Source organism: Pseudomonas syringae CC1557 (assembly GCF_000452705.1).
Lineage (GTDB): Bacteria > Pseudomonadota > Gammaproteobacteria > Pseudomonadales > Pseudomonadaceae > Aquipseudomonas > Aquipseudomonas syringae_F.
In genome coordinates this window covers 3,507,944-3,531,881 of the sequence record NZ_CP007014.1, presented here as the reverse complement: position 1 = coordinate 3,531,881, position 23,938 = coordinate 3,507,944, and the positions used below count along the sequence as shown (strand labels likewise).

The 23,938-nt window shown below is 59.9% G+C and carries 21 protein-coding genes; 17 read left to right on the top strand and 4 right to left on the bottom strand.

Features of this window, described 5'->3' with window-relative positions:
- The first annotated feature begins 49 nt into the window (after positions 1 to 49).
- Genes N018_RS15510 through N018_RS15500 form a run of 3 tightly spaced genes read left to right on the top strand, consistent with a single transcriptional unit; the run spans position 50 to position 4,540 of the window.
- Positions 50 to 1,843: a type I secretion system permease/ATPase gene (locus N018_RS15510; RefSeq protein WP_038401343.1), complete on the top strand. Its 1,794-nt coding sequence runs from the start codon at positions 50 to 52 to the stop codon at positions 1,841 to 1,843.
- Positions 1,840 to 3,177 (top strand): HlyD family type I secretion periplasmic adaptor subunit, encoded by a 1,338-nt coding sequence (locus N018_RS15505; RefSeq protein WP_025390159.1) that lies wholly within the window; start codon positions 1,840 to 1,842, stop codon positions 3,175 to 3,177. The genes N018_RS15510 and N018_RS15505 overlap by 4 nt, the downstream gene beginning before the upstream one ends.
- Position 3,178: 1 nt before the next feature.
- Positions 3,179 to 4,540 carry a TolC family outer membrane protein gene (locus N018_RS15500; RefSeq protein ID WP_025390158.1) on the top strand — a complete coding sequence of 454 codons (1,362 nt, stop codon included), beginning with the start codon at positions 3,179 to 3,181 and terminating at the stop codon, positions 4,538 to 4,540.
- A gap of 10 nt (positions 4,541 to 4,550) precedes the next feature.
- Here N018_RS15500 and solA read toward each other — a convergent pair whose 3' ends face one another.
- The 3 genes from solA to N018_RS15485 all read right to left on the bottom strand — a co-directional run bounded on the left by solA (position 4,551) and on the right by N018_RS15485 (position 8,909).
- On the bottom strand, positions 4,551 to 5,726 hold the full coding sequence (solA, locus tag N018_RS15495; protein WP_025390157.1) for an N-methyl-L-tryptophan oxidase: 1,176 nt from the start codon (positions 5,724 to 5,726) through the stop codon (positions 4,551 to 4,553).
- Between the two features lie 448 nt (positions 5,727 to 6,174).
- The gene (locus tag N018_RS15490; RefSeq protein ID WP_025390156.1) at positions 6,175 to 7,758 is read right to left on the bottom strand and encodes an aldehyde dehydrogenase (NADP(+)); all 1,584 of its coding nucleotides are present in this window, start codon (positions 7,756 to 7,758) and stop codon (positions 6,175 to 6,177) included.
- Between the two features lie 260 nt (positions 7,759 to 8,018).
- Complete coding sequence (locus tag N018_RS15485; RefSeq protein ID WP_024646579.1) at positions 8,019 to 8,909, bottom strand: LysR family transcriptional regulator; 891 nt, start codon at positions 8,907 to 8,909, stop codon at positions 8,019 to 8,021.
- Positions 8,910 to 9,013: 104 nt separating this feature from the next.
- Here N018_RS15485 and N018_RS15480 point away from each other — a divergent pair, with 104 nt between their 5' ends.
- Positions 9,014 to 9,556 (top strand): GNAT family N-acetyltransferase, encoded by a 543-nt coding sequence (locus N018_RS15480; protein ID WP_024646578.1) that lies wholly within the window; start codon positions 9,014 to 9,016, stop codon positions 9,554 to 9,556.
- A 59-nt stretch (positions 9,557 to 9,615) separates the two neighbouring features.
- On the top strand, positions 9,616 to 10,260 hold the full coding sequence (locus N018_RS15475; protein ID WP_025390155.1) for a TetR/AcrR family transcriptional regulator: 645 nt from the start codon (positions 9,616 to 9,618) through the stop codon (positions 10,258 to 10,260).
- Positions 10,261 to 10,299: 39 nt separating this feature from the next.
- Here the strand turns inward: N018_RS15475 and N018_RS15470 are convergent, their stop codons facing one another.
- Positions 10,300 to 13,041 carry a beta-glucosidase gene (locus N018_RS15470; RefSeq protein WP_025390154.1) on the bottom strand — a complete coding sequence of 914 codons (2,742 nt, stop codon included), beginning with the start codon at positions 13,039 to 13,041 and terminating at the stop codon, positions 10,300 to 10,302.
- A gap of 494 nt (positions 13,042 to 13,535) precedes the next feature.
- Here N018_RS15470 and N018_RS15465 point away from each other — a divergent pair, with 494 nt between their 5' ends.
- The 12 genes from N018_RS15465 to gspD all read left to right on the top strand — a co-directional run bounded on the left by N018_RS15465 (position 13,536) and on the right by gspD (position 23,919).
- Complete coding sequence (locus N018_RS15465) at positions 13,536 to 13,763, top strand: hypothetical protein (RefSeq protein ID WP_024646575.1); 228 nt, start codon at positions 13,536 to 13,538, stop codon at positions 13,761 to 13,763.
- 83 nt (positions 13,764 to 13,846) lie between these two features.
- Positions 13,847 to 15,571: a type II secretion system ATPase GspE gene (gene gspE, locus N018_RS15460; protein ID WP_024646574.1), complete on the top strand. Its 1,725-nt coding sequence runs from the start codon at positions 13,847 to 13,849 to the stop codon at positions 15,569 to 15,571.
- Positions 15,568 to 16,770, top strand: coding sequence for a type II secretion system inner membrane protein GspF (gene gspF, locus N018_RS15455; protein ID WP_024646573.1), 1,203 nt, complete (start codon positions 15,568 to 15,570; stop codon positions 16,768 to 16,770). Before gspE ends, gspF begins: the two co-directional genes overlap by 4 nt.
- A 24-nt stretch (positions 16,771 to 16,794) precedes the next feature.
- Positions 16,795 to 17,226 (top strand): type II secretion system major pseudopilin GspG, encoded by a 432-nt coding sequence (gspG, locus tag N018_RS15450; RefSeq protein WP_024646572.1) that lies wholly within the window; start codon positions 16,795 to 16,797, stop codon positions 17,224 to 17,226.
- Between the two features lie 8 nt (positions 17,227 to 17,234).
- Positions 17,235 to 17,669: a prepilin-type N-terminal cleavage/methylation domain-containing protein gene (locus N018_RS15445; protein WP_080265785.1), complete on the top strand. Its 435-nt coding sequence runs from the start codon at positions 17,235 to 17,237 to the stop codon at positions 17,667 to 17,669.
- Positions 17,669 to 18,040, top strand: coding sequence for a type II secretion system protein (locus N018_RS15440; protein ID WP_024646570.1), 372 nt, complete (start codon positions 17,669 to 17,671; stop codon positions 18,038 to 18,040). The genes N018_RS15445 and N018_RS15440 overlap by 1 nt, the downstream gene beginning before the upstream one ends.
- The gene (locus N018_RS15435) at positions 18,037 to 18,669 is read left to right on the top strand and encodes a prepilin-type N-terminal cleavage/methylation domain-containing protein (protein WP_024646569.1); all 633 of its coding nucleotides are present in this window, start codon (positions 18,037 to 18,039) and stop codon (positions 18,667 to 18,669) included. Before N018_RS15440 ends, N018_RS15435 begins: the two co-directional genes overlap by 4 nt.
- Positions 18,666 to 19,400, top strand: a complete 735-nt coding sequence (locus N018_RS15430; protein ID WP_024646568.1) for a general secretion pathway protein GspK — start codon at positions 18,666 to 18,668, stop codon at positions 19,398 to 19,400. The genes N018_RS15435 and N018_RS15430 overlap by 4 nt, the downstream gene beginning before the upstream one ends.
- A complete protein-coding gene (locus tag N018_RS15425; RefSeq protein WP_025390153.1) occupies positions 19,397 to 20,467 on the top strand; it encodes a type II secretion system protein GspL in 1,071 nt (356 codons plus the stop codon). The genes N018_RS15430 and N018_RS15425 overlap by 4 nt, the downstream gene beginning before the upstream one ends.
- Positions 20,442 to 21,053, top strand: coding sequence for a type II secretion system protein GspM (gene gspM / locus N018_RS15420; RefSeq protein ID WP_024646566.1), 612 nt, complete (start codon positions 20,442 to 20,444; stop codon positions 21,051 to 21,053). Before N018_RS15425 ends, gspM begins: the two co-directional genes overlap by 26 nt.
- Complete coding sequence (locus N018_RS15415; protein ID WP_024646565.1) at positions 21,050 to 21,580, top strand: general secretion pathway protein GspN; 531 nt, start codon at positions 21,050 to 21,052, stop codon at positions 21,578 to 21,580. The genes gspM and N018_RS15415 overlap by 4 nt, the downstream gene beginning before the upstream one ends.
- Complete coding sequence (gene gspD / locus N018_RS15410; protein ID WP_024646564.1) at positions 21,580 to 23,919, top strand: type II secretion system secretin GspD; 2,340 nt, start codon at positions 21,580 to 21,582, stop codon at positions 23,917 to 23,919. The genes N018_RS15415 and gspD overlap by 1 nt, the downstream gene beginning before the upstream one ends.
- Positions 23,920 to 23,938 lie beyond the last annotated feature (19 nt).

Here is a 23,938-nt window from a genome sequence, read left to right as displayed (position 1 = left end):
AAAAACCGAGACGTCACCCCGTTATAAGTAAGATCATCAAGGAAGAACCATGAGTGCGTTGCCCCGTAGCGCCCAGCCGCCGCTTTATAAAGCGCTGGCTGATTACAAAAGCGCGTTGATAGGTGTCGGTTGTTTTACCGCGCTGATCAACGTGTTGATGCTCGCCCCGTCGATTTATATGTTGCAGGTGTATGACCGCGTATTGACCTCGCAGAACCAGACCACGTTGGCCATGCTCACTCTTATGGTGGTCGGGTTCTTTGCATTTATAGGTTTGCTGGAGATGGTCCGCAGTTTTGTGGTGATCCGTATTGGCAGCGAGCTGGAGCGGCGTTTCAATCTACGCGTCTATCAGGCGGCGTTCGAGAGCAACCTGCATGCAGGGCAGCGTCAGGCCGGACAAGCGCTGGGCGATCTGACCTTTATTCGCCAGTTCCTCACGGGCCCTGCATTGTTTGCGTTTTTCGACGCCCCCTGGTTTCCCATTTATCTAGCGGTGATTTTTCTTTTCGACCCATGGCTGGGCGTGTTGGCCAGTGTCGGCACGGTGCTGCTGGTAGCGCTGGCCTGCCTGAATGAATGGCTGACCCGCAAACCGCTGGCTGAGGCCAGTGGTTATTCGCAGCAGTCTGCGCAATTGGCGACTCGCCATCTGCAACAGGCCGAAGCCATTCAGGCCATGGGCATGCTGGAGGCGTTGCGACGTCGCTGGTTCACTGTGCACGGGCGTTTTCTTGCGTTGCAGAACCGCGCCAGCGACACCGGCGCGGTCATCAGTTCGATCAGCAAGGCGTTGCGCCTGTGTCTGCAATCGCTGGTACTGGGCCTCGGCGCGCTGCTGGTGATCCGTGGCGACATGACGGCGGGAATGATGATTGCCGGTTCGATCCTGATGGGCCGGGTTCTCAGTCCGATTGATCAGTTGATTGCTGTCTGGAAACAGTGGAGTTCTGCGCGTCTGGCGTACGGCCGTCTTGACCAGTTGCTCAAGACTTACGCTGAACCCGCCCCAGGCATGCCGTTGCCGGCACCACGCGGTCAGATCACTGCGGAGCAGGTCAGCGCCGCGCCTCCGGGCAGAACCTCGCCCACTGTGCAGCACGTAAATTTTCAACTGCAGGCCGGAGAAGTACTCGGCGTACTGGGCGCTTCCGGCTCCGGCAAGTCGACCCTCGCGCGGGTGCTGGTCGGCGTGTGGCCGGTGCTGGGCGGCACGGTCCGGCTGGACGGGGCTGACATGCACCGCTGGGACCGCGAGGCGCTAGGCCCCTATATCGGCTATCTGCCGCAAGACATAGAACTGTTCGGTGGCACCGTGGCCGAGAATATCGCCCGCTTCCGCGATGACGATGCGGGCGCGGTGGTTGCTGCTGCGCAACTGGCAGGTGTGCATGAGCTGATTCTGCGTCTGCCGCAAGGCTATGACACGCGACTGGGTGATGATGGTGGCGGTTTGTCCGGCGGCCAAAAACAGCGAGTTGCGTTGGCACGTGCCTTGTACGGCGAACCCAGACTGGTGGTGCTCGATGAGCCTAACTCTAATCTGGATGCCGCTGGCGAAGCGGCCCTGACCCAGGCGATAGGTGAACTCAAGGCCCGGGGTTGCACAGTTGTACTCGTCACTCACCGTACGCTTTCCTTGAATCAGACCGACCGCTTGCTGGTATTGAACGAAGGCCGTATGCAGGCTTTTGGGCCAACTGCTCAAGTCCTGCAGGCTCTTTCGGGTCAGCCGTCCCCGGCACAAGCCGCCGCACAACCACAACCGCAACCCCGCTCGGCACCGCCCGGGATCTCCATGAGCCGCCAGTACGGCACCCAGAACAGGCAGTCCGACGTATGAGCCGCTCTCTCGACAATCAATATGCCGTGCCGGGCAAGGAACGCGGCGTTCAATTCTTCGTCCGCGCCGGCTGGATTCTCATGCTGGCAGGGGCGGGCAGCTTTTTTCTCTGGGCCAGTCTGGCACCGCTGGATCAGGGCATTGCGGTACAAGGGACGGTGGTGGTCTCAGGCAAACGAAAAGCCGTGCAGTCGCTGGACGGCGGCGTGGTCAGCAAAATCCTCGTCAGCGAAGGCCAACTGGTGAAAGAAGGCGAGCCGCTGTTTCGTCTCGATCAGACGCAGGTTGAAGCCGATGTGCAATCGTTGCGTGCTCAATACCGGATGGCCTGGGCGAGTCTGGCTCGCTGGCAGAGCGAGCGGGACAATCTGAACGAGATAAACTTCCCCGCAGAGCTGATAGCGGCCGGGCAAGGGCAAGACCCCGATCCACGCTTGGCATTGGTGCTGGAAGGGCAGCGGCAACTTTTCAGCAGTCGTCGACAGGCTCTGGCGCGTGAGCAATCGGGTTTGCAGGCGAGCATCGAAGGTGCCGGGCTGCAACTGAAGGGCATGCGCCGTGCACGTCTGGACCTGCAGGCCCAGGCCGACTCGTTACGCCAGCAACTGAGTAACCTGCAACCCTTGGCACAAAACGGTTTCATCCCGAGCAACCGGCTGCTGGAGTTTCAGCGTCAGTTGTCTCAGGTGCAGCAGGATCTTGCGCAGAACGCGGGCGAAACCGGACGAATCGAGCAGTCCATCATCGAGTCGCGGCTACGGCTGCAACAGCAGCGCGAGGAGTACCAGAAAGAGGTCCGCAGCCAGTGGGCCGACGCGCAGGTCAAGGCACTCACCCTTGAGCAGCAACTGGCATCGGCCGGTTTCAGTCTGCAACACAGCGCAATTCTGGCGCCTGCCGATGGCATCGCCGTCAACCTCGGCGTCCACACCGAAGGTGCCGTGGTACGTGCGGGTGAAACGCTGCTGGAAATCGTCCCGCAAGGTACGCGGCTGGAAGTTGAAGGGCGTTTGCCGGTGCAGTTGATCGACAAGGTCGCCAGCCATCTGCCAGTGGATATTCTGTTCACCGCGTTCAATCAGAGTCGTACACCGAGGGTGTCCGGTGAGGTGAGTCTGATCTCCGCCGACCAAATGCAGGACGAAAAAACCGGCCAGCCTTATTACGTACTGCGCACCTCGGTCGGCGATGCGGCGCTGGAAAAACTCAACGGTCTGGTGATAAAGCCGGGTATGCCCGCTGAAATGTTTGTGCGCACGGGCGAACGTTCGCTGCTCAATTATCTGTTCAAACCTTTGCTGGACCGTGCCGGCTCCGCGTTGACGGAGGAATAGGATGTCTGGTTATCCGCTGAAAGCCGCTTTGCTGACGGCCAGCCTGCTGGGTGGGCTGCTGTGTGTGGTTCCTGCAAGCCAAGCCATGGGCCCGTTCGACGTCTATGAGCTGGCGCTGCGCAATGATCCGACTTACCTGGGCGCCATCAAGGAGCGTGATGCGGGTCTGGAAAATCGCGTGATCGGGCGCGCCGGCCTGTTACCCCGTGTGTCCTACAGCTACAACAAAGGGCGTAACGATTCCAAGGCGACGGTCAAGGGCGCCCGTGAAGACACCACTGATCATCGCCACTACAACAGTTTTGGTTCCAGCCTGACGATCCAGCAGCCGCTGATCGACTACGAGGCCTACGCCAATTACCGCAAGGGCCTGGCTCAGGCGCTGTTTGCCGACGAGACCTTTCGCAGCAAAAGTCAGGAATTGCTGGTACGGGTCCTGACGCTGTACACCCAGGCGTTATTTGCTCAGGACCAGATCAATATTGCTCGTGCCAAACAGCAGGCATTCGAACGTCAGTTCGCGCAGAACCGGCAGATGTTTCAGCAAGGCGAGGGCACGCGCACTGATATTCTCGAAGCCGAATCGCGCAACGAGCTGGCGATTGCCGAGCAGATCGAAGCCACAGACGAGCAGGACGCTGCCTTGCGTGAGCTCGGCGCTTTACTGGGCGAACCGGGCATTGAAGTGGCTCAGCTGGAGCCGTTGAAAGACAGTTTTCAGGCGCTGGTACTGGCACCTTCCAGTTATACCGAATGGCATGCACTGGCCATGGCCAACAGCCCGATTCTGGCGTCGCAACGTCAGTCACTGGAGGTGGCGCGCTATGAGGTAGAGCGCAATCGCGCCGGCCATCTGCCAACGGTCAATGCCTACGCGAGCATTCGCCAGAATGAGTCCGACAGCGGTAATACCTACAACCAGCGGTACGACACCAACACCGTCGGCATCGAGCTCAGTTTGCCGTTGTATGCCGGGGGCGGCACCAGCGCTTCGGTGCGTCAGGCCAACAGCAAGCGTGATCAGGCCGAGTACGAGCTGGAGGGCAAGACCCGCGAAACCCTGATCGAGGTGCGGCGCCAGTTCAATGCCTGTGCATCGGGTGTGAGCAAGCTGCGTGCTTATCAGAAAGCACTGGTCTCGGCGCAGGCGCTGGTCGAGTCTACCCGGCAGAGCATTCTGGGTGGTGAGCGCGTCAACCTGGATGCACTGAACGCCGAGCAGCAGCTTTACAGCACTCGGCGCGACTTGGCCAAGACCCGCTACGACTACTTGATGGCCTGGATCAAGTTGCATTACTACGCGGGCACCTTGCGCGACACCGACCTGGCGCGGATTGACGAGGCTTTCGTACTGGCCCGTTGAGCACGGGTGATCAAGTCTGCCTGGCGAAGCGTTGCAGCGAGAAGGCCGAAAGGTCTGCCTCGCTCTTGCCGTGAATACAGCGTTGCGCCAGCGCCAGCCCGAGCCCTGCCGAATGCTTGAAACCATGCCCGGAGCAGGCTGAGACCACCGTCACGTTTTTCAGCTGTGGGTGCTCGTCAATGATGAAGTGGTAATCCGGCGTGACGGTGTAGGCACACACCGAGCGCTTGACCACCGTTGGCGTGAGACCGGCGACTTTTCCCTGCACTTGAGTCTGGAACATCTCCTGTTCCTCTTCCGCTGTGATGGTTCGATCCAGCGTGCTCGGCGTTGAGGCGTCCTTGTACTGTTCGGTGGCGATTTTCATGCTGTTTTCGCCAGGTAGGGGCGGGAAGCCGTAACTGACGTCAACCTCGCCCGGCCCGTGACTCAGGATGAAGCTGGGCGAGGCCGAAGCAAAGACAGCATCTTCCTGCAGCTCGAACCAGAACAGCTTTTGGCGACAGACCCTGAGCAAGTCGCTGAACGGTGCGCCCAGCAGCTCCGACGACCACATGCCTGCGCTGACCACCACTTTATCGGCGATGATAGAGCGCTTGTCAGTGGTGATCTGCACCTGATCGCCATTATTTTGCAGCTGCACGACCGTTTCATCGGTCAGCAGTCGCGCGCCGTGTTGCGTGGCCAGCTTCAGTTGCGCCGCGATGCAGCGCTCCGGCCGGACAAAACCGCCAGCGGGTTCAAAATAGCCGATAGCGTTGTCCCGCACGGGAGAGAACTGCGGAAAGCGTTCACGAATGGCTGTTGCATTCAGCACCTCGTGTTCAACGCCATAGGCACGGGCCAGGGCGATGGTCTGGTGCGTGAAGTCCTCGCTGTCCTCACGGTCGTAAGTCGGGCTGGACGTCATCACCAGCACGCCGCATTGCTCGAACAGCGACTCTCCGGTCAGCGCTTCCAGCTCGCGCCATATACCGTGCGAACTGCGTACCAACGGCAGGTATTGCGCGCCTTCACCCACTGACAGGCGCGTGATGCGTGTGTCGCCATGGCTGGAGCCGAGGGTATGAGGCGGATCATGCCGATCAATGCCTATGACATCGATTCCGGCCTTGGCCAGTTGGTAGACAGTGGCTGCACCCATGGCGCCCAAGCCAAGTACGGCGACCTTACAACGCTGTTCCATCTGCTGTGCACCTCGAAAAAAGCCACCCTTTCAGGGGGATGTACGTTTCAAATCAACAGTCAATCCGGCCTAAGCATATGTCAACGCGCAGTCGCCCTGCGCGGGGCAGATTTCTTCACTCGCCAAAAAATTTACGCTTGCACTGCTCAGGGTTTTTAAGTTCCGGAATCGCTGAAAAGTTGTCCACGGAAATCGTGGGTATGTCTGTGGGTAACTTTTTGAAACCCTTGTGACACGTGGCTTACAGCTGTGTGGTTAATTTATGAACAGCCTGTGAATTGCACTTCGATGGTGCTTTGGCCGAGGAGGAAAACAGGTCCGCTTCCCGCGACCGTACGCACAAATCAGAAATATTTTGCGTTCAGGTTACAGTGTTTTTTTTCGTAAAAAAAAGCGCCACTCTCATCGAGTGGCGCCGCTTTTCGTTTCTGGGGCTACAGGTCAGCGGTTATACGACAGGCTGATCGCTCCACTCGCCGTTGACCAGCCGACGCAGGCCCAGCGGGTTGGCGTTCTGCAGGGCAGGCGGCAACTGGCTGTCTGCCAGGTTCTGGTAGCAGACCGGACGCAGGAAACGGTCGATGGCGAGGGTGCCCACCGACGTACCGCGCGCATCCGAGGTTGCAGGGTACGGACCACCGTGAACCATGGCTTCGCACACTTCAACACCGGTCGGGTAGCCGTTGAACAGGATGCGACCGACTTTTTCTTCCAGAATCGGTTGCAGCCAGTGGTACTGGCTCAAGTCCGCTGGTTCGCCGATCACGGTGGCAGTCAACTGACCGCGGAGGGCTTGTAACGCCTCTTTGAGCTGCGCGTCATCAGCGACCTCGATGATCAGCGTGGTCGGGCCAAAGACTTCTTCCTGCAACAGCTGATCGCCATTGAGCAGCAGGCTGACGTCCGCCTTGAACAGTTGTGCCTGAGCCTGCTTGCCTTCCTGCGGCTTGCCAGCCAGGTGGGTAACGCCAGGGTGCGAGAGCAGATGCTCGACACCTTTGCTGTAACTGCGCAGACCGCCCGCGTTGAGCATGGTTTGCGGAGCCTGACTGCCCATTTGTTCGGTCAGATGCTCGACGAAGGTCGAAAACGCAGGCGAGCGCAGGCCGATGACCACGCCTGGATTGGTGCAGAACTGACCGGCACCCATCACCACCGAGCCCGCCAGCTCCTTGGCCACGGTCTCGCCGCGAGCCTGCAAAGCGCCAGGCAGCAGGACCACCGGGTTGATGCTCGACATCTCGGCAAACACCGGAATCGGTTGTGGACGCTCGGCCGCCATTTTGCACAGCGCGTTGCCGCCGTTCAGCGAGCCGGTAAAGCCCACAGCCTGAATGGCTGGGTGCTTGACCAGACCTTCGCCGACGCCGTTGCCGAAGATCATGTTGAACACGCCTTTTGGCATCTGCGTGCGTTCAGCTGCGCGGATGATGGCGCCGGCCACCAGATCGGCAGTCGCCATGTGGCCGCTGTGCGCCTTGAAAACCACCGGGCAACCGGCTGCCAGTGCAGCCGCCGTGTCACCACCGGCAGTGGAAAACGCCAAGGGGAAGTTGCTGGCACCGAACACCGCCACCGGGCCGACACCGATGCGGTATTGACGCAGGTCTACACGCGGCAGCGGCTTGCGGTCCGGCAGAGCCAGGTCGATACGTGCACCAACGAAATCACCACGACGCAGAACCTTGGAAAACAGGCGCATCTGACCGCTGGTGCGACCGCGCTCACCCTGGATACGTGCCTGAGGCAGGGCCGTTTCCTGGCAGACGATAGCGACGAAATCATCACCCAACTGGTCCAGCTCATCAGCGATGGCGTCGAGGAAGTCAGCGCGACGGGTCGGGCTCAGTTGACGAAATTCAGGAAATGCAGCTTTGGCAGCGAGCGCAGCGGCGTCGATTTCACCATCGGTGGCCTGGTGAAAGCTATAAGGCAGTTCTTCACCAGTGGTGGCATCCAGGCTCTTTTGCAGGCTTTGGCCGAGGGCACTGCGGCCGCCTGCGATGAAGTTCTGGCCGAGAATGTTAGGCATCGGTATCTCCTGTTGTTTGACGTTGGAGGCGGGTGCCGAAGGGATCCGGACCGTGCGCTCCTTTATGGGTTGCCGAGTCGCTTTACGGGTGTTCTTGATGTGGTCTGTTCAACCCAAGCCAGCATCAATGTGTTAGTCAGTGGGCAGTCATCGTACAACCTGATTCGCTGCCGATGCAACTGCCGGGCTGGGTGTATCCAGTGCAGCGCATCCGCTGGTATAGCTTATCAGCGAGGTCAGGAGCTCATGCTGAGCTGTCTTTATGACTCTTTCAGGTGCTGCAATGCATCCAGCACCTGGCGTAGCGCTCTGCTTAGCGGTTTGTCCTGCCGCAACACGATGCCCAGAGTTCGGCTCAGCCCCGGCGTGAGTGCGTGCACGTCCAGCCCGCGTCGATGATGGGTGGCAGTGACCGCCATGCGTGGCACGATGCTATAGCCCAGACCGGCCGCGACCATTTCCTTGATCGCTTCGATACTTCCCAGTTCCATCACTGGCTTGACGTGAATTCCCGCCCGCAAAAACCATTCGTTAATCACAAGGCGCGTGCTGCTTCCCTCTTCAAACACCACCAGCGGCAATTCACTGAGGTGTTCGGGCGTAATGCGCTCAGGCGGCGGTTGTTGGCCCTTGGCGAAAATGGCCACGAATCCATCTTCAAGCAATGGCGTGATGTGCAGGCTGCGACCCGAGGCGGGCAGGGTGACCAGTGCCAGGTCCAGGCGGTTCTCTTCGACCGCTTTGAGAATGCCATCGGTGTTGCCGGTGCTGACTCGCACATCGAGCTCGGGGAAGCTCCGCCGTAAAGCCTGCAGCATGGGCGGCAACAGATGAATGCAAGCGGTGGCCCCAGTGCCTATGGCGATTCTTCCGGCGACGCCGCTGGCGTGACTGGCCAAATCCTGCAGGGCATCCTCGACCACCGCTTCGATGCGTGCGATATGCTCCAGCAGCGTGTTGCCAGCCGAGGTGGGTTTGAGGCGCTTGCCGACACGCTCGATCAGTTGCAGGTTCAGCTGATCCTCCAGCTGTCGCACGTGCAGGCTGACGGCAGGTTGGGTCAGATGCAGGCGCTCCGCAGCCGCAGAGAAGCTGCCGTGGGCGATGACCAGTGAAAATGTGTGCAGGTGGTTAAGATTCAGCCGGCGCATGGCAAAGTAATTCTTATGCTGAAGATGATAAATCATAGCTTTTTTAATGCCGGGGCGAACGGCATGATTACTTTCATTAACTGACCTCCGTAAAGAGCCCGGCCATGACCTTGACCTTTGACCTGCGTGACGCTCGCGACGACGACATGCCCGCTATACAGGCGATTTACGCGGACCACGTGCTGCACGGGATTTCCAGTTTCGAACTGCAACCCCCCGACCTCGCCGAACTGCTCCAGCGTCGCGCACAGGTATTGGCCAACGGTCTGCCGTATCTGATCGCCGAGCGCGCAGGAGAGGTGGTCGGCTATGCCTACGTGACGCCTTATCGACCTCGTCCGGCCTATCGCTTCACAGTGGAGGATTCAGTGTACGTAAGGGACGGCATGGGCGGCCTGGGCATCGGTCAGGCACTCCTGGGCGAGTTGGTGCAACGCTGCATATCGGGTGGCTGGCGGCAGATGATTGCGGTGATCGGCAATAGCGAGAATATCGCCTCGCTGCGCCTGCATAAACGCCTTGGTTTTCGCCGCGTCGGGGTCTTTGAGTCAGTCGGCTTCAAGCACGGCCGCTGGGTAGACACTGTGCTGATGCAGCGCGCACTGGGCGACGGCTCATTGAATTGTCCGACAATTCTGGCTCAATAGCGTTGCCAGCGGCTTTCTGAATGGTTAGGGTACGCGGCTGTTCAAGAAGGAGCCTGATAATGACTCGGCATGACCCCACGGAAACGGGCACGGTTGCAACCCGGCAGCGGCGCGCGCCCAAGGGCGAGAAGCGTCGCGAAGAATTGCTGGACGCGGCTTTGCAGCTATTCTCCCTCGAGGGCTATACCGGCGCATCGGTCGCCAAGGTCGCGGCCATCGTCGGTATTTCTGTCGCAGGATTGCTGCACCATTTTCCGAGCAAGATTTCCCTGTTGATGGGCGTGCTGGATCGCCGGGACGAGGTCAATGCCAGAATCGCCGCCGAAGTCCGCACTGAAAATACTTTGACCGGCCTGCTTAATGGCCTGCGCGCCATCAATCGTTCCAACTCCACCGCGCCAGGCGTGGTGCGGGCCTTCTCGATTCTGAATGCCGAAAGTCTGTTGGACAGCCAGCCTGCGTTCGAGTGGTTCCAGACCCGTTATGAGCGTATTCACGCGCACCTGCTGAAACAGTTCTCGGCGTTGGTGGAGCGCGGGGAAGTGCGGGCGGATGTGGATTTGTCGAAGGTGATCCAGCAGATTCTGGCCATGATGGATGGCTTGCAGATTCAGTGGTTACGCTTTCCCGATCAGGTGGATCTGGTCGAGTGTTTCGATGCCTACATTGCGCAGGTCGATGCAGCGGTAAGGGCTCGTCCCTGAGCCTTTATCTGTCCGTTTTTCAGTCAGTCAGCGCAATGCTTACTCGACGGTCTGCTTGAATACACCGCCGGTCTTGACCGGTGGCTTCTCGACCAGTACCGAGTTCAGTGCCGAGCGTGGCAGCGGGTTGCTGGTGGTAGTCGACAGTTCCTGACGGAACGAGTTGACCAGCTTGGCGTTCAGGCGGATGTCCTGGGACGAAGAGCCGAGCGAGAGGTTGAAGGTGTCGGCGTCGACCACCCACTGCTTGCTCTTTTCGTCGAAGTAGGCCAGCGAGCGATCATTCAGCTCGATGGTCACGCGCTTGCTTTCACCCGGCTTGAGGAACACCTTCTTGTAGCCTTTGAGTTCCTTGATCGGACGCTCGACTTTCGGGTTCTGCTGGCCAACGTACAGCTGTGCGACTTCCGAACCGCCGACCTTGCCGGTGTTGCTCAGGTCGAACGACACCTTGATCGGCGTATTGCCTACCGCGACGCCAGGCGTCACTTTGATGTTGCTGTAGCCGAACGTTGTGTAAGACAGGCCGTAACCGAACGGGAAGAGCGGCTTGATGCCTTTCTTCTCGTAACCGCGATAACCCAGCATCAGGTCATCCTTGTAATCCATTTCAGCCAGAGTGTTCTGGTTGTCGAATTTCGGGAAGGAGGCGTAAGCCGGGTTGTCTTCAATGTTGCGTTCGATACTGATCGGCAGCTTGCCCGACGGGTTGACCTTGCCGAACAGAATCTCGGCCAGGGCCTGACCACCGTTCTGACCCGGGTAGAAGGCGTGCAGTGCTACCGGAACCTGTTCGATCCAGTCGCTCATCTTCAGGCCGGTACCGCCGTACATGGTCACCACGGTATTCGGGTTGACCTTGGCAATGTTCTGGATCAGTTCGTTCTGGAACTCAGGCAGATCGAAGCTGTGGTCGAAACCTTCACCTTCGTATTCATTGCTGTTACCGACGGCAACCACAACGGCGTCATAGCCGGACAGGTCCTGAGGCGCGTTCAGCGAAGCAGAGCTCAACTGCACACCGACCAAGCCACCCATAGCCGACAGGTAGCCAGCACGACGCGAGTACTCAAGCTTCACATCGTAGGACTGACCAGCTTCCAGATTGATCTTGGCGAACTCTGGAATGGTGGGTGGGATGCTGTTGCCCGGCAGCGGCTTGCCGTCACCGTTGTCGATGATTTTCTTGCCGTTGACCCACAGGCGCACAGCACCGTCAGCGCGAACCTTGAACACCTGCTCGCCGCTCTGGGTCGGGGTGACCTTGCCGGTGTAGCGAATCGAGGTCGAAGAAGTATCGCCGTTCAGCTCGCCAGCGGTCGAACCTTTGGTGGTGTACGGATCGGACGTCGAGGTGTTGCTTTCGAACGGCAGGTTCTTGTCGTTGGCCCAGTCCAGGTCAACGTGCTTCTCGGTACGGGTGACAGCTGCATCGCCGGACCAGTTGGTGTTGCTGAAGTACTCGACCTTCATGCCCTGGACTTCATTGCCAGTTGCGTCGGTGGTGGTCCAGGCACTGGTGCTTGGGTCCAGCGACAAACCTTCAATGAAGTCGACCTTGGCGTTAGGCGCGATTTGTTGCAGGCCGCTCAGCTCGCTGACGTAATGGCTGGCCATGACGTTGGCGCTGCCGAAACCGGTAGGAGGCGAGTACTTGGCCAGGGTGCCGACGACGGCGATTTTCTTGACTTTCTGCTTGTCCAGCGGCAGCAGATTGTCCTGGTTTTTCAGCAGTACGATACCTTCACGCGCAGCGTTCAGAGCAACCTTGTTGCTGGTCGAGCTGTTCATGTTGTGCGTGGTCAACGGCGCTTTGCTGTCGAACTTGTACAGGTAGATCTGCTTGAGGATGCGGCGGACCTTGTCATCGATGGTCGCAGCGCTCAGGTCGCCGGCGTCCAGATGCGGCTTCAGCACGGAGCTGTTCATCTGGTAGCCCATCATGTCCAGATCGGTACCGGCGCGGGCAGCGTTGAAACCGTGAACAACAGCGTTGTAGTCGCTTTGAACGAAGCCTTTGAAGCCCCATTCCTTCTTCAGGATCTGGGCAATCAGGTGCTCGTTTTCGCAGGCAAACTCACCGTTCACTTTCTGGAAGGCGCACATCATCATCGCAACGTTGCCGTTTTTCGACGACGATTCGAACGCAGGCAGCGACATTTCGCGCAGAACGCGCTCGGGCATTGTCTGATTCAGGTTGAAGCGGTTGCTTTCCTGATCGTTGGCCGCGTAGTGCTTGGCGTTGGCCCAGACACCACGAGACTGAATACCGTTGATGACGCCTGGTGCCAGGCTGGCGCCCAGGAACGGATCTTCACCGGAGAGGTATTCGAAAGCACGGCCGCCCCACGGCATGCGGTACAGGTTGACGCCCGGGCCAGTGATGAACTGGTAGCCGCCGGTCGCGGTGTCGTAGCCCAGCGCGCGGCCCAGGTCGATGGCACGACGCGGGTTGAAGGTGGCTGCCAGGTTAGGGCCGGACGGGTAGACAACCCCCTGATCGTTGCCTTCGCTGGTGTAACGCACGCCAACACCGCCATCCGCGCCATGAATCTGCGGCACGCCGTAGTTTTTCAGAGGCTTGACGTCCCAGCCGCCGGTGCCGCCGATGTAGGCCAGCTTTTCTTCCATGGTCATCTTGGCCAGGGTTTTTTGCGCGGCTTTTTCGGCGCGATCTTCACGGCCTTGCTGCACGGTAGCGTCAGCTGCGTACACCTGCGAAACCGCCAGCGCCAGCAAGGCCAGTGCCGAGTGCGCGCCTATCATCTTTCGTTTGTTCATGCTGCTCTCCAACTGCGTTTAAATTAACTGTTTGTCCGCGCTTAAGCGCAGGCTTAACAAGTAAAAACTTGCTAATCAGTCTTAAATAATTTGTTCGGGCAACCGTCATGCGTTGTCGCGTTTCCCCTTGTAAGGTCCGCGAGATGTATGACTGTTTAGTTATCGTTTTCGTTTTTAATTATTATGTTGTGCTGGTTCTAAGGCGCCATCATATTGACATCAAAAACAGCGCCTTTGGTTCGTTAGCGGTTACAATTAAGTCTAAAAGACGGCATAAATGTCAAACAAAAGCGTATTTTTCTTTATTTTTGTATTTTTTCCTTGCAGATGAGGAACTCTTCTTAAACCTACTGGTCGATGGGTTTAAGATTTTTCAGGATGAAGAAAGACGGCTCGCAAGTTGTAATGCGTGCTGTGCGTTAATTCTTGCCTGATCTTTAAACGAGCGCTGCGACCTGCAGGGTTCACTTTGTTTTTTCCGAGGAGTTACCCCGATGAAACTTTCCATGATGAGTGCAGCTGTTGTTTTAGGTCTGGCCCTTAGTGGTGCAGCAGTTGCCGAAGATGCGACCGATGCAGACGCAACTTCTGGCGCCAGCGACGAGACCGTGATGACTCAGACCCAAGACACCAAAGCGGCGCAAAAAGCGCAAAAGCAGAAGACCGAAACCACAAAAGGCGGCCGCCCACAGAACGCAACCCCTCAAAAGCAGTCAAATTGATCGTTTGAAGCCTTTGAACGCAGCACTCTCTCGCTGGAGAGTGCTGTAACATGTCCCTCCGAAGTAGCAAAATGCCCTCATCCATGCCGCCAGTTCCCGTTGATGTTTCCCGTATCCAGATTCCGGATGCCGAGCAGGTCTGTGCCTGGCTGATCGAAAATGCCGGTCTGAAAGCGGTCGATCTGGAGCGCGCGCATCGTTTGCAGCAGGAGTCCGAAGGCACCGAGTTGCTTGGCCTGCTGACCCGGCTGGGTCTGGTGTCCGAATTCGAGCTGGCTCGCGCCTGGGCTGCGTTATTGAATGCACCCCTGGTGCTGGCAGACAGCGTGCCTCCCATGCTGGACCCATTGCCGCCGCTGACCGAGCGCTTCATGCGCCACTATCAAGTCGTCCCGGTGGGCTGGAGTGACCAGGGCCTGCAAGTGCTTGGCGCCAATCCCGGTACGCTGTATCCGTTTCAAGCCATCGCTTACGCCTGTCAGGTACCGGTGCGCTTATCCGTCGGTCCGCGTAATGAGGTGGAAACACTGATCGAGCGTTATTACGGGCAGGGCCGTTCTGCGATGGGCACCCTGATCGAAAACCTCGATGAAGAGGGCGGCTCGCTGGAAGACATCGAGCACCTCAAGGATCTGGCGTCCGAAGCGCCAGTCATACGTCTGGTCAACCTGATCCTGCAACGCGCAGTCGAACAGCGTGCATCGGACATCCACATCGAACCGTTCGAAAGCCAGTTGAAGGTGCGTTATCGCATCGACGGTGTGCTGCACGAAGCAGAAGCGCCGCCCTCCAGTTCTTCGGCAGCGGTGATTTCCCGGGTGAAGATCATGGCCCGGCTGGACATCGCCGAGCGACGTCTTCCGCAGGACGGCCGGATCATGCTGCGTATTCAGGGCAAGGAGCTGGATTTGCGGGTGTCCACTGTGCCCACCAGTTTCGGCGAATCGGTGGTCATGCGTCTGTTGGACCGGCAGACCATCAACTTCGATTTCCCGAGCCTGGGGTTCGATGGCGAGCGTCTGGATGAGTTTCTGGATGTGCTGGAGCGTCCGCACGGCATCCTGCTGGTCACAGGGCCGACCGGCTCCGGCAAAACCACCACGCTGTATACTGCGCTGTCACGGCTCAATACGGCCGAGCGCAAGATCATCACCGTTGAAGACCCGGTGGAGTATCAGCTCGAAGGCATCAACCAGATTCAGGTCAAGCCTTCCATCGGCCTGGACTTCGCCGGGGCATTGCGCTCCATCGTACGTCAGGACCCGGACGTGATCATGATCGGTGAGATGCGCGACCTGGAAACCTGCCGTATTGCCATTCAGTCTTCGCTGACCGGTCACTTGGTGCTCTCGACCTTGCACACCAACAGTGCCGCGGCGAGTATCACCCGTTTGCTGGACATGGGCGTCGAGAGCTACCTGATTGCCTCCACGGTTAACGGCATTCTGGCGCAACGACTGGTGCGCCGTCTTGACCCAGCCACTCGCGAGGCATTTGACGCGCCACCGGAACTGATCGCCGAGCATGGCCTGGAGCGCTTTACCGATGAGCGCCCTATTCGTCTGTATCGCCCGCGCGCCGATGCGCCAGGCGGCGGTTATCGCGGGCGCAGTGCGATCACCGAATTACTGGTCATGAACGAAGAACTGCGCAGCTTGTTGATGCGCCATGCCGATGCCTCGACCCTGGAGGAGGCTGCCCGCCGTGGCGGTTTGCGTACCTTGCATGAAGAGGGCCTGCGTCAGGCCGTGGCAGGCGTTACGTCGCTGGAAGAAGTACTGCGTGTGACTCGCGGTGAAGGCACATGAGCCTGTTCAAATACCGCGCGCTGGACACTCAGGGCGCGCCGCAGAATGGCACGCTCGAAGCCCGTGATCAGGAGGCCGCCATCGCCGCCCTGCAAAAACGCGGCTTGATGGTGTTGCAGGTAGACGTCGCCGGGCTCGGCGGTCTGCGTCGCGCACTGGGCAGCGGCATGCTCAATGGCGCAGCGCTGGTCAGCTTCACCCAGCAGCTAGCCACTTTGCTGGGCGCTGGCCAGCCACTGGAACGATCCCTGAGTATTCTGCTCAAGCAGCCTGGCCAGCCGCAGACCAGAGCGCTGATCGAACGCATCCGCGAACAGGTCAAGGCCGGTAAGCCGTTGTCTGTGGCGCTGGAAGAAGAAGGCAGCCAGTTTTCGCCTCTTTATATAAGCATGGTCCGCGCCGGTGAAGCCGGGGGCGCGCTGGAAGGCACGCTTCGGCAACTGAGCGATTACCTCGAGCGCAGCCAGTTGCTGCGTGGCGAAGTGATCAACGCGCTGATCTATCCGGCGTTTCTGGTCGTAGGTGTACTGGGCTCGCTGGCTCTGTTGCTGGCCTATGTGGTGCCGCAATTCGTACCGATCTTCAAGGACCTCGGGGTGCCGATCCCGTTGATTACCGAGGTCATTCTTGACCTCGGACAGTTTCTCGGCGACTACGGCCTGGCAGTGCTGGCGGGCATCATCGCATTGATTTGGGGCATGGCTATCCGCATGCGCGATCCGCAACGGCGTGAGCGCCGTGATCGTCGCTTGTTGGGCATCCGGGTGATCGGCCCGTTGTTGCAGCGTATCGAAGCGGCGCGCCTGACCCGCACCCTCGGCACTCTGCTGACCAATGGCGTGGCGTTGCTTCAGGCATTGGTGATCGCTCGCCAGGTGTGTACCAACCGCGCCTTGCAGGCACAGGTCGAACAGGCGGCCGAGTCGGTCAAAGGGGGCGGGACGCTCGCCAGCGCGTTTGGTGCACAGCCGCTGCTGCCGGACCTGGCGCTGCAAATGATCGAAGTCGGCGAACAGGCTGGCGAACTGGACACCATGTTGCTCAAAGTCGCCGATGTGTTCGACGTCGAGGCCAAGCGCGGTATCGACCGCATGCTGGCGGCGCTGGTCCCGGCGTTGACGGTGGTGATGGCGGGCATGGTCGCGGTGATCATGCTGGCGATCATGCTGCCGCTGATGAGCCTGACCAGCAATATCTGAATTCATGAATGAGGAACCATCCCGATGAGCTTTAACCGCATACGTTTCAAACCCGCGCGCCGTCAGGGCGGCTTCACCTTGCTGGAAATGCTGGCGGTCATTGTATTGCTGGGCATCGTGGCGACCATCGTCGTGCGTCAGGTGGGCGGCAACGTTGACAAGGGCAAGTACGGCGCAGGCAAGGCGCAACTGGCCAGCCTGGGCATGAAAGTCGAGAGCTATGCGCTGGACGTCGGTTCGCCACCCAAGACCTTGCAGCAGTTGACTGAAAAGCCGGGCAACGCCTCCAACTGGAACGGCCCTTATGCCAAGCCGTCGGACCTGAAAGATCCGTTCGGTCATGCATTCGGCTATCGCTTCCCCGGCCAGCACGGCAGCTTTGACCTGATCTTTTACGGTCAGGACGGTCAGCCAGGCGGTGAAGGTTACAGCGCCGACCTGGGCAACTGGGAGTAAGTACCGGTATGAAAACGCCTGTCGCAAACCGCGGTTTTACCCTGATGGAAATGCTGGTAGTGCTGGTGTTGATGAGCATTGCTGTCGGTCTGGTGGGTTTCGGTCTGCAACAGGGTTTGAGTACAGCCAGCGAGCGTCGGGCAGTCGGGGATATGGTAGAAGCGCTGCGAGCGACCCGAGTGCGCGCCATCGTTACCGGTCAGCCGGCACGCACCGAGTTCGACCTGCGCAAGGCGACGTTCAAGGCACCCGGCAAGCGCGAGATGCGCTGGCCTGAAAGCTTGCGCGTGACCATGCAGACCGCGTCGGATCTCGGCTCGTCGGTGGAGTTTTACCCGGATGGCGGTTCCAGTGGCGGTAACGTCGTGGTCGCTGATGGCGATCGGCGCTGGCGCATTGACATTGGCTGGCTGACCGGTAGCGTTCAGGTTCGGTCACTTTAATGAAAACATCGCAGTCGGGGTTCACCCTGCTGGAGATGCTGGCTGCATTGACCGTCATGGCGGTGTGCAGCGGGGTTCTGCTGGTGGCGTTCGGACAAAGCGCGAGATCCTTGCAGCAGGTATCGCGTAGCGACCGGCTCAGTCATGCCGCGCGAACGATTCTGGATCAGGAAAGTGCCGGACCGCTGGAAAACGGCACACGTCAGGGCAAGCTCGCAGGTATCGAGTGGACGCTGGATATTCGCGAGCTGGCGGGTGCCAATGGTCAACCCAGGCTGTTCCGTCTCGATCTGCTGCTGAGTGAGCATCAGCGCCGGGCACAGTTCAGTACCCTGAAACTGCGTGGCGCGGTTAGCGGGGCGGGTTCATGAGGCGTACGCAGCGTGGGTTTACGCTGCTGGAAGTGCTGCTGGTGATCAGCCTGTTGGGCGTGTTGCTGGTCCTGGTCGCCGGTGCGCTGTTGGGTGCCAATCGCGCGGTGCTCAAGGCTGAGCGTTACACCGTCAATCTGGATGAGACCCGTGCTGCGCAGGCATTTTTGCGCAGCTCGATCAGTCAGGCGTTGCCGCTGGACACCTCTGCCGAAGACGACGCCAACAGCGGATTTTTCGAAGGATCGGCACAGCAATTGCAGTTTGTCGCAACGTTGCCTGGAGAGCTGGGCGGCGGCATTCAGGTGCATACCCTCGGGCTGAAGGGGCCGGAGGGCCACCGCAGCCTGCAGGTGTCGTTTGCGCAGGTACAGTCTGCCGCAAACGGCATTTCACTCAAGCCCTGGGGCGAGCCTCAGGTGCTGCTGCAAAACGTCGAGTCATTGACGTTCAGTTATCGTGGGCTGAGCCCGAAAGGTAAACCGACCGGCTGGATAGCCGAATGGCCCTGGCCAAACCGCCTGCCTCGCGCCGTGCGGATCGATATGCAGGTCAAGGGAACTGTGAAGTGGGTTCCGGAAGTGGTGGCGCTGCGTCTGGACCTGTCCGGTGGGGCAGGCGGCGAATGAACAGATCAGAGAGACAACAGCGGGGCGTAGCGCTGCTGGTGGTGTTGTGGGTCCTGGCGCTGTTGAGCCTGTTGCTCGGCGGGCTGGCCGGATGGGTACAACTGGAAAGCCGACAGGCACTCTGGTTGCGCCAGAATACTCAGGCGCTGATGGCGGCCGAGGCTGGCATGAACATGGCGGTGCAGGGTTTGTTGGATACCGCGCAGCGCAAGCGTTGGGTAGCGGATGGACGCTCGGTGGCATTGCGTTTTGATGACACTCAACTGCTCGTCAGCGTGAGAAGCGAGCGCGGCAAGCTGGATTTGAACAGTGCGCCGGTGGCCGACATTTCTCGCGTATTGCAAGCCTGCGGCGCAGCAAAGAACCAGGCCAGCAGTATCGCGCAGGTGCTGGAAACGCAGCGCAATGGCGGGCAGTCACCGCTGCGAGTGGTCGAGGAAGTGCGCCAGTTACCGGGCATGACCCAAACGCTTTACACCCGGCTATTGCCGGAAATTACATTATGGAGCGGGCTGGATCGACCTGATTCGGCATTCTCGTCGGGCGTGTTGCGGCGGGCATTGAACCTGCCAAACCAGAGTGCGGTCGGGGCTGACCCCGGTGAGGTATTGACCATCGATAGCCGTGCAGAACGACCGGGCGGTGTCACTGCCTTTTTACAGACCACTGTTTTATTGAGCCCATCGGAGGGAAGCGCACAACCCTATAGGGTGTTGCGTTGGCAAGAATGAATTCATCAGTTTCTTCACGTCTGGCGCCGGTGTACGCGTTACGCGAGCAGGTTGTCCGACAGTGGCGCGGCAGCCCGGCGCAACACGCCTGGCAATGGTGGGTCGCGGAATTGCGCGCCTGCCTGCCGTTGCGCTTGCGTCGTTGGCTGGGGGGCGAAACCGTCGAGCAACTGTACGCCTGGCCTTTGAGCGGACCGCTGTCCGTTGCACCCACCCAGACACGTCGTGTTCTGTTGTTGCCGGTGTCGGCCGTATTGGTGCAAACGCTCCAGCTGCCTGCCGCGGCGGCCCGCAATCTTTCTACGGTGGTGGGCTACGAGCTGGACCGCTTCACGCCGTTCGATGCGGCGCAGCTGTATTTTGTTGCCCGTCAGGACAGCCGCAGCGCCAGCTTTTTGCAGGTCACGCTGGTAGCGATCCTGCGCGAGCGACTGGACACGATTCTGAGCGAGTGTGCCGATCACGGTCTGCGCCCGGACGTGGTGGATGTCGGCAGTGAAGGGCAGCGCATGGGCATCGACCTGCTGCCGATGCCGGCGCGCCCGCAACAATCGCGATCAGGCCACCGTCTGCAACGCGGGCTGATCTGGCTGTGCGCCGGTCTGCTGCTGGGCGCCATGCTGCTATGGCTGAACGAGCGTCAAAGCCTGCTCGAAGAGATGCAGGCCAGCGTCCAGGAGCAGAAGGCTCAGGTCGGCGAGATCCAGCAACTGCGCCAGCAATTGACCAACACCCGTGGCGCGGCCAACTACCTGTTGCGGCGCAAGGCCGAGCAACCGCCGCTGTCAGCGCTGCTCAGCGAACTGACTGCGTGCCTGCCTTCGGACACCTGGATCGAGCATCTGGAAATCAGTGACAGCGCCGATGTGGCGTTTTCCGGGCAGAGCGGCAAGGCGAGTGCGCTGATCGGTCGCGTCAAGGAATGCCGCAGTCTGGACAACGCACAGTTTCAGGGCGTGATCCAGCCCGACACCAAGACTGGCAAGGATCAGTATTCCCTGCGCGCGCACTTGCACCAGAACCTGCACCAGGAGAACGCCGATGCGCCGTCCACTGACAAGCCGTGAGCGGCGGGGCGCAGCCCTGATCATTCTGGCGCTGGTGCTTTGCGTGGCTTACTGGCTGTTGATCGACAGCTGGTTCGCCGGGCCGTTGCGTGACATCAACGAGCAGACCGAGCAACTGCGCGAACAGCAGCAACGCTATGCCGGGCTGTTGCTGCAAGGCGATTCATTGCGTGAGCAACTGGAACAGGCGCGCCGCGATCCGGCCAGCAGCACCAGCCTGCTGCCGGGAGAAGATCCCAGTGCGGTGGCGGCCGATTTGATGCAGCGCATTGCCGATCTGATCAGCAGTCAGGCCAGCACCGGTGGCGGCTGCGAGCTGACCCAGCGCATGCCGATCACGCCCGAGCAGGACAGCGCAGAGCCGTATCGCCAGGTCAAGGTCAGCCTGACCCTGAACTGCGCCATCGAGCCGCTGACGGCCATTCTGCATGCGCTGGAATATCAGCGTCCGTTTCTGTTCATCGACGAGATGAGTATGCGCCGCGATGCCAATGCGCCTGCCAATGGGCCTGCGGGCAAGCTGGTGGTTCACCTGCTGGTGCGAGGCTACCTGCAACCGGCGAGTGCCGGGGAGGGTGAGCAATGATCGGTTCATTACGCCCGCTGGAGTGGTCGCTGCTGGCGGTGGCGACGTTGCTGGCCGCGCTGATTGCTCTGATCCTCAGTGGCGCTGCGCATTCACCCGACTGGTTGCCGGAACAGGCGCCGCGCAACCTGCTGGACCAAAAGACCCAGGCCCACAGCGCGCCGTCGGCCACCCTGGACAGTCTGGCCAACACCTGGAAAACCCCCCTTTTCAGCCCAGAGCGCAGCCCCGATGTGGCGGTCCGCAAAGCCGATGTGCAGGCATCCAGCCTGGCCGGCCTGACCCTGACCGGGGTTATCATGGATGGCTCGCTGCGGGTTGCACTGCTTAAACAGGCCAGCGGCCCGGCATTGAAAGTTCGTCAGGGCGACCGTTTGCCCAATGGCTGGACGCTCGACCGCCTGGAGCCCACCCAGGCCACTTTCAAGCTCGATGAGCGTACACAAGTGCTGCGCCTGCCGGCGCTGCGTCTGCCGCCGCCGTCGAACACACCGCCGATTACCTTAACCAACGATTCCACCCTGTGATGGGTACATTTTCTGGAGTTCCTGCCATCGCTACCTTGCGCACACCCTTGCTTTGCCTGGCCACCGCCGTCGCCCTTGGCGGCTGCGTGTCACAGTCAGACACACTCGATCCCGACAATGGCATGCTGCAGGAAGCGCTCCAGGGAACCGGTTCACAACGCCCGCCGGTAGACCCGCGCAGCGAAAGACCGCCCGTCGAGCCACCTTCCCAGCAGACGACTGCTTCGCCGCAGCGGCAGATCATCAAAGGCAATCAGCGTTTCATCCGCCAGCCCACCGCCGCTCCCGCAGCGCGCCAGGCCGAGACCGGTGACATCGTCTTCAACTTCACCAATCAGCCGATTCAGGCGGTGATCAACAGCATCATGGGCGATCTGCTGCACGAGAATTACAGCATTGCCCAGGGGGTGAAGGGCGATGTGAGCTTCTCGACGTCCAAGCCGGTCAACAAGCAGCAGGCTCTGTCGATTCTCGAGACACTGCTGTCCTGGACCGACAACGCGATGATCAAGCAAGGCAACCGCTACGTCATCCTGCCGTCCAGTCAGGCGGTGGCAGGCAAGCTGGTGCCGGAAATGCGTGTGGCGCAGCCTTCGGCCGGCATGTCGGCGCGGCTGTTCCCGTTGCGTTACATTTCGGCCACCGAAATGCAGAAGCTGCTCAAACCTTTCGCCCGGGAAAATGCCTTCCTGCTTGTCGACCCGGCGCGCAACGTGCTCAGCCTCGCGGGCACGCCCGAAGAGCTGGCCAACTATCAGGACACCATCGACACTTTCGACGTCGATTGGCTCAAAGGCATGTCGGTCGGTGTATTCGGCCTGCAGCGCGCCTCGGTCGGCGAACTGATGCCCGAACTGCAGAAGATGTTCGGCCCGGAAAGCGGCATGCCGCTGGCGGGCATGGTGCGCTTCCTGCCGATCGAACGGACCAATTCGGTGGTGGCGATTTCGTCGCAGCCCGAGTACCTGCATGAAGTCGGCGAGTGGATTCACACCATCGACGAAGGCGGCGGCAACGAGCCGCAGATGTACGTGTACGACGTGCGCAACATGAAGGCCACCGACCTCGCCAAATACCTGCGACAGATCTACGGCTCGGGTGCCATCAAGGATGACTCGCCTGCCAAGGTCGCGCCGGGGCTGCGCACCACCTCGCTGTCGTCACTCAATTCCACGGGTGGCGGCGGGGGCGGAATGAACAGCTCCAGCGGTCTGGGCGGTAACAGCAGCAACGGCGGCCTGAGCAACGGTGGCCTTAGCAATGGCGGCGGTTTTGGCAGCAATCAGGGCATGAACAACAGCCAGACCAGCGCTGACAGCGAATCCGAGGGCGACGATCAGAGTGGCGGTGATTCGGACTCTGCCAGCCAGGACGGCAGCGGCTCGGCTGGCAACGGCAAGTCGCTGGACGCCAGCACGCGCATCACGGCTCAGAAGAGCAGTAACCAGTTGCTGGTGCGTACGCGTCCTGCACAGTGGAAAGAAATCGAATCGGCCATCAAGCGCCTCGATAATCCGCCGCTGCAAGTACAGATCGAGACGCGCATTCTGGAAGTCAAACTGACCGGCGAACTGGACATGGGCGTGCAGTGGTATCTGGGGCGTCTGGCGGGTAATTCGGGGACCACCGGTAACGTGACCAACACGCCAGGCAGCCAGGGATCGATTGGCACGGGCGGCGCGGCGCTGGCCGCCACCGACTCGTTCTTCTATTCCTTCGTCAGCAACAATCTGCAGGTCGCCTTGCGCGCCCTCGAACGCAACGGCCGCACCCAAGTACTCTCGGCACCCTCGCTGGTGGTCATGAACAACCAGCAGGCGCAGATTCAGGTCGGCGACAACATCCCTATCAGCCAGACCTCGATCAACACCAACACATCGACCAACACCACATTGAGCAGTGTGGAGTATGTGCAGACCGGTGTGATTCTCGACGTCGTGCCGCGCATCAATCCGGGCGGCCTGGTGTATATGGATATTCAGCAGCAGGTGAGTGACGCTGAAAATGGCATCGTCGACGCCAATGGCAATCCGCGCATTTCCACTCGTTCAGTCGCTACGCAAGTCGCTGCGCAGAGCGGTCAGACGGTATTGCTGGGCGGGCTGATCAAGCAGGATAACTCCGAGTCGGTCAGTGCCGTGCCTTATCTTGGGCGTATTCCGGGTCTGAAATGGCTGTTCGGCAATACCAGCAAATCCAAGGACCGCACCGAGCTGATTGTGCTTATTACGCCACGGGTCATTACCAGCAGCAGTCAGGCGCGTCAGGTCACGGATGATTACCGTCAGCAGATGCAACTGCTCAAGCCTGAAGTTTCGCGGACCACCATGCAGAACTGAAGCTGTGTTAGTTTTTGCC

Coding starts and splice junctions, on each gene's coding strand:
- gspE (WP_024646574.1), top strand. CDS start 13,847: ATGCCGCCAGTTCCCGTTGATGTTTCCCGTATCCAGATTCCGGATGCC.
- N018_RS15430 (WP_024646568.1), top strand. CDS start 18,666: ATGAACAGATCAGAGAGACAACAGCGGGGCGTAGCGCTGCTGGTGGTG.
- N018_RS15475 (WP_025390155.1), top strand. CDS start 9,616: ATGACTCGGCATGACCCCACGGAAACGGGCACGGTTGCAACCCGGCAG.
- N018_RS15425 (WP_025390153.1), top strand. CDS start 19,397: ATGAATTCATCAGTTTCTTCACGTCTGGCGCCGGTGTACGCGTTACGC.
- N018_RS15435 (WP_024646569.1), top strand. CDS start 18,037: ATGAGGCGTACGCAGCGTGGGTTTACGCTGCTGGAAGTGCTGCTGGTG.
- N018_RS15470 (WP_025390154.1), bottom strand. CDS start 13,041: ATGAACAAACGAAAGATGATAGGCGCGCACTCGGCACTGGCCTTGCTG.
- N018_RS15445 (WP_080265785.1), top strand. CDS start 17,235: ATGAAAACGCCTGTCGCAAACCGCGGTTTTACCCTGATGGAAATGCTG.
- gspM (WP_024646566.1), top strand. CDS start 20,442: ATGCGCCGTCCACTGACAAGCCGTGAGCGGCGGGGCGCAGCCCTGATC.
- N018_RS15415 (WP_024646565.1), top strand. CDS start 21,050: ATGATCGGTTCATTACGCCCGCTGGAGTGGTCGCTGCTGGCGGTGGCG.
- N018_RS15480 (WP_024646578.1), top strand. CDS start 9,014: ATGACCTTGACCTTTGACCTGCGTGACGCTCGCGACGACGACATGCCC.
- N018_RS15440 (WP_024646570.1), top strand. CDS start 17,669: ATGAAAACATCGCAGTCGGGGTTCACCCTGCTGGAGATGCTGGCTGCA.
- gspG (WP_024646572.1), top strand. CDS start 16,795: ATGAGCTTTAACCGCATACGTTTCAAACCCGCGCGCCGTCAGGGCGGC.
- solA (WP_025390157.1), bottom strand. CDS start 5,726: ATGGAACAGCGTTGTAAGGTCGCCGTACTTGGCTTGGGCGCCATGGGT.
- gspD (WP_024646564.1), top strand. CDS start 21,580: ATGGGTACATTTTCTGGAGTTCCTGCCATCGCTACCTTGCGCACACCC.
- N018_RS15485 (WP_024646579.1), bottom strand. CDS start 8,909: ATGCGCCGGCTGAATCTTAACCACCTGCACACATTTTCACTGGTCATC.
- N018_RS15465 (WP_024646575.1), top strand. CDS start 13,536: ATGAAACTTTCCATGATGAGTGCAGCTGTTGTTTTAGGTCTGGCCCTT.
- N018_RS15510 (WP_038401343.1), top strand. CDS start 50: ATGAGTGCGTTGCCCCGTAGCGCCCAGCCGCCGCTTTATAAAGCGCTG.
- gspF (WP_024646573.1), top strand. CDS start 15,568: ATGAGCCTGTTCAAATACCGCGCGCTGGACACTCAGGGCGCGCCGCAG.
- N018_RS15490 (WP_025390156.1), bottom strand. CDS start 7,758: ATGCCTAACATTCTCGGCCAGAACTTCATCGCAGGCGGCCGCAGTGCC.
- N018_RS15505 (WP_025390159.1), top strand. CDS start 1,840: ATGAGCCGCTCTCTCGACAATCAATATGCCGTGCCGGGCAAGGAACGC.
- N018_RS15500 (WP_025390158.1), top strand. CDS start 3,179: ATGTCTGGTTATCCGCTGAAAGCCGCTTTGCTGACGGCCAGCCTGCTG.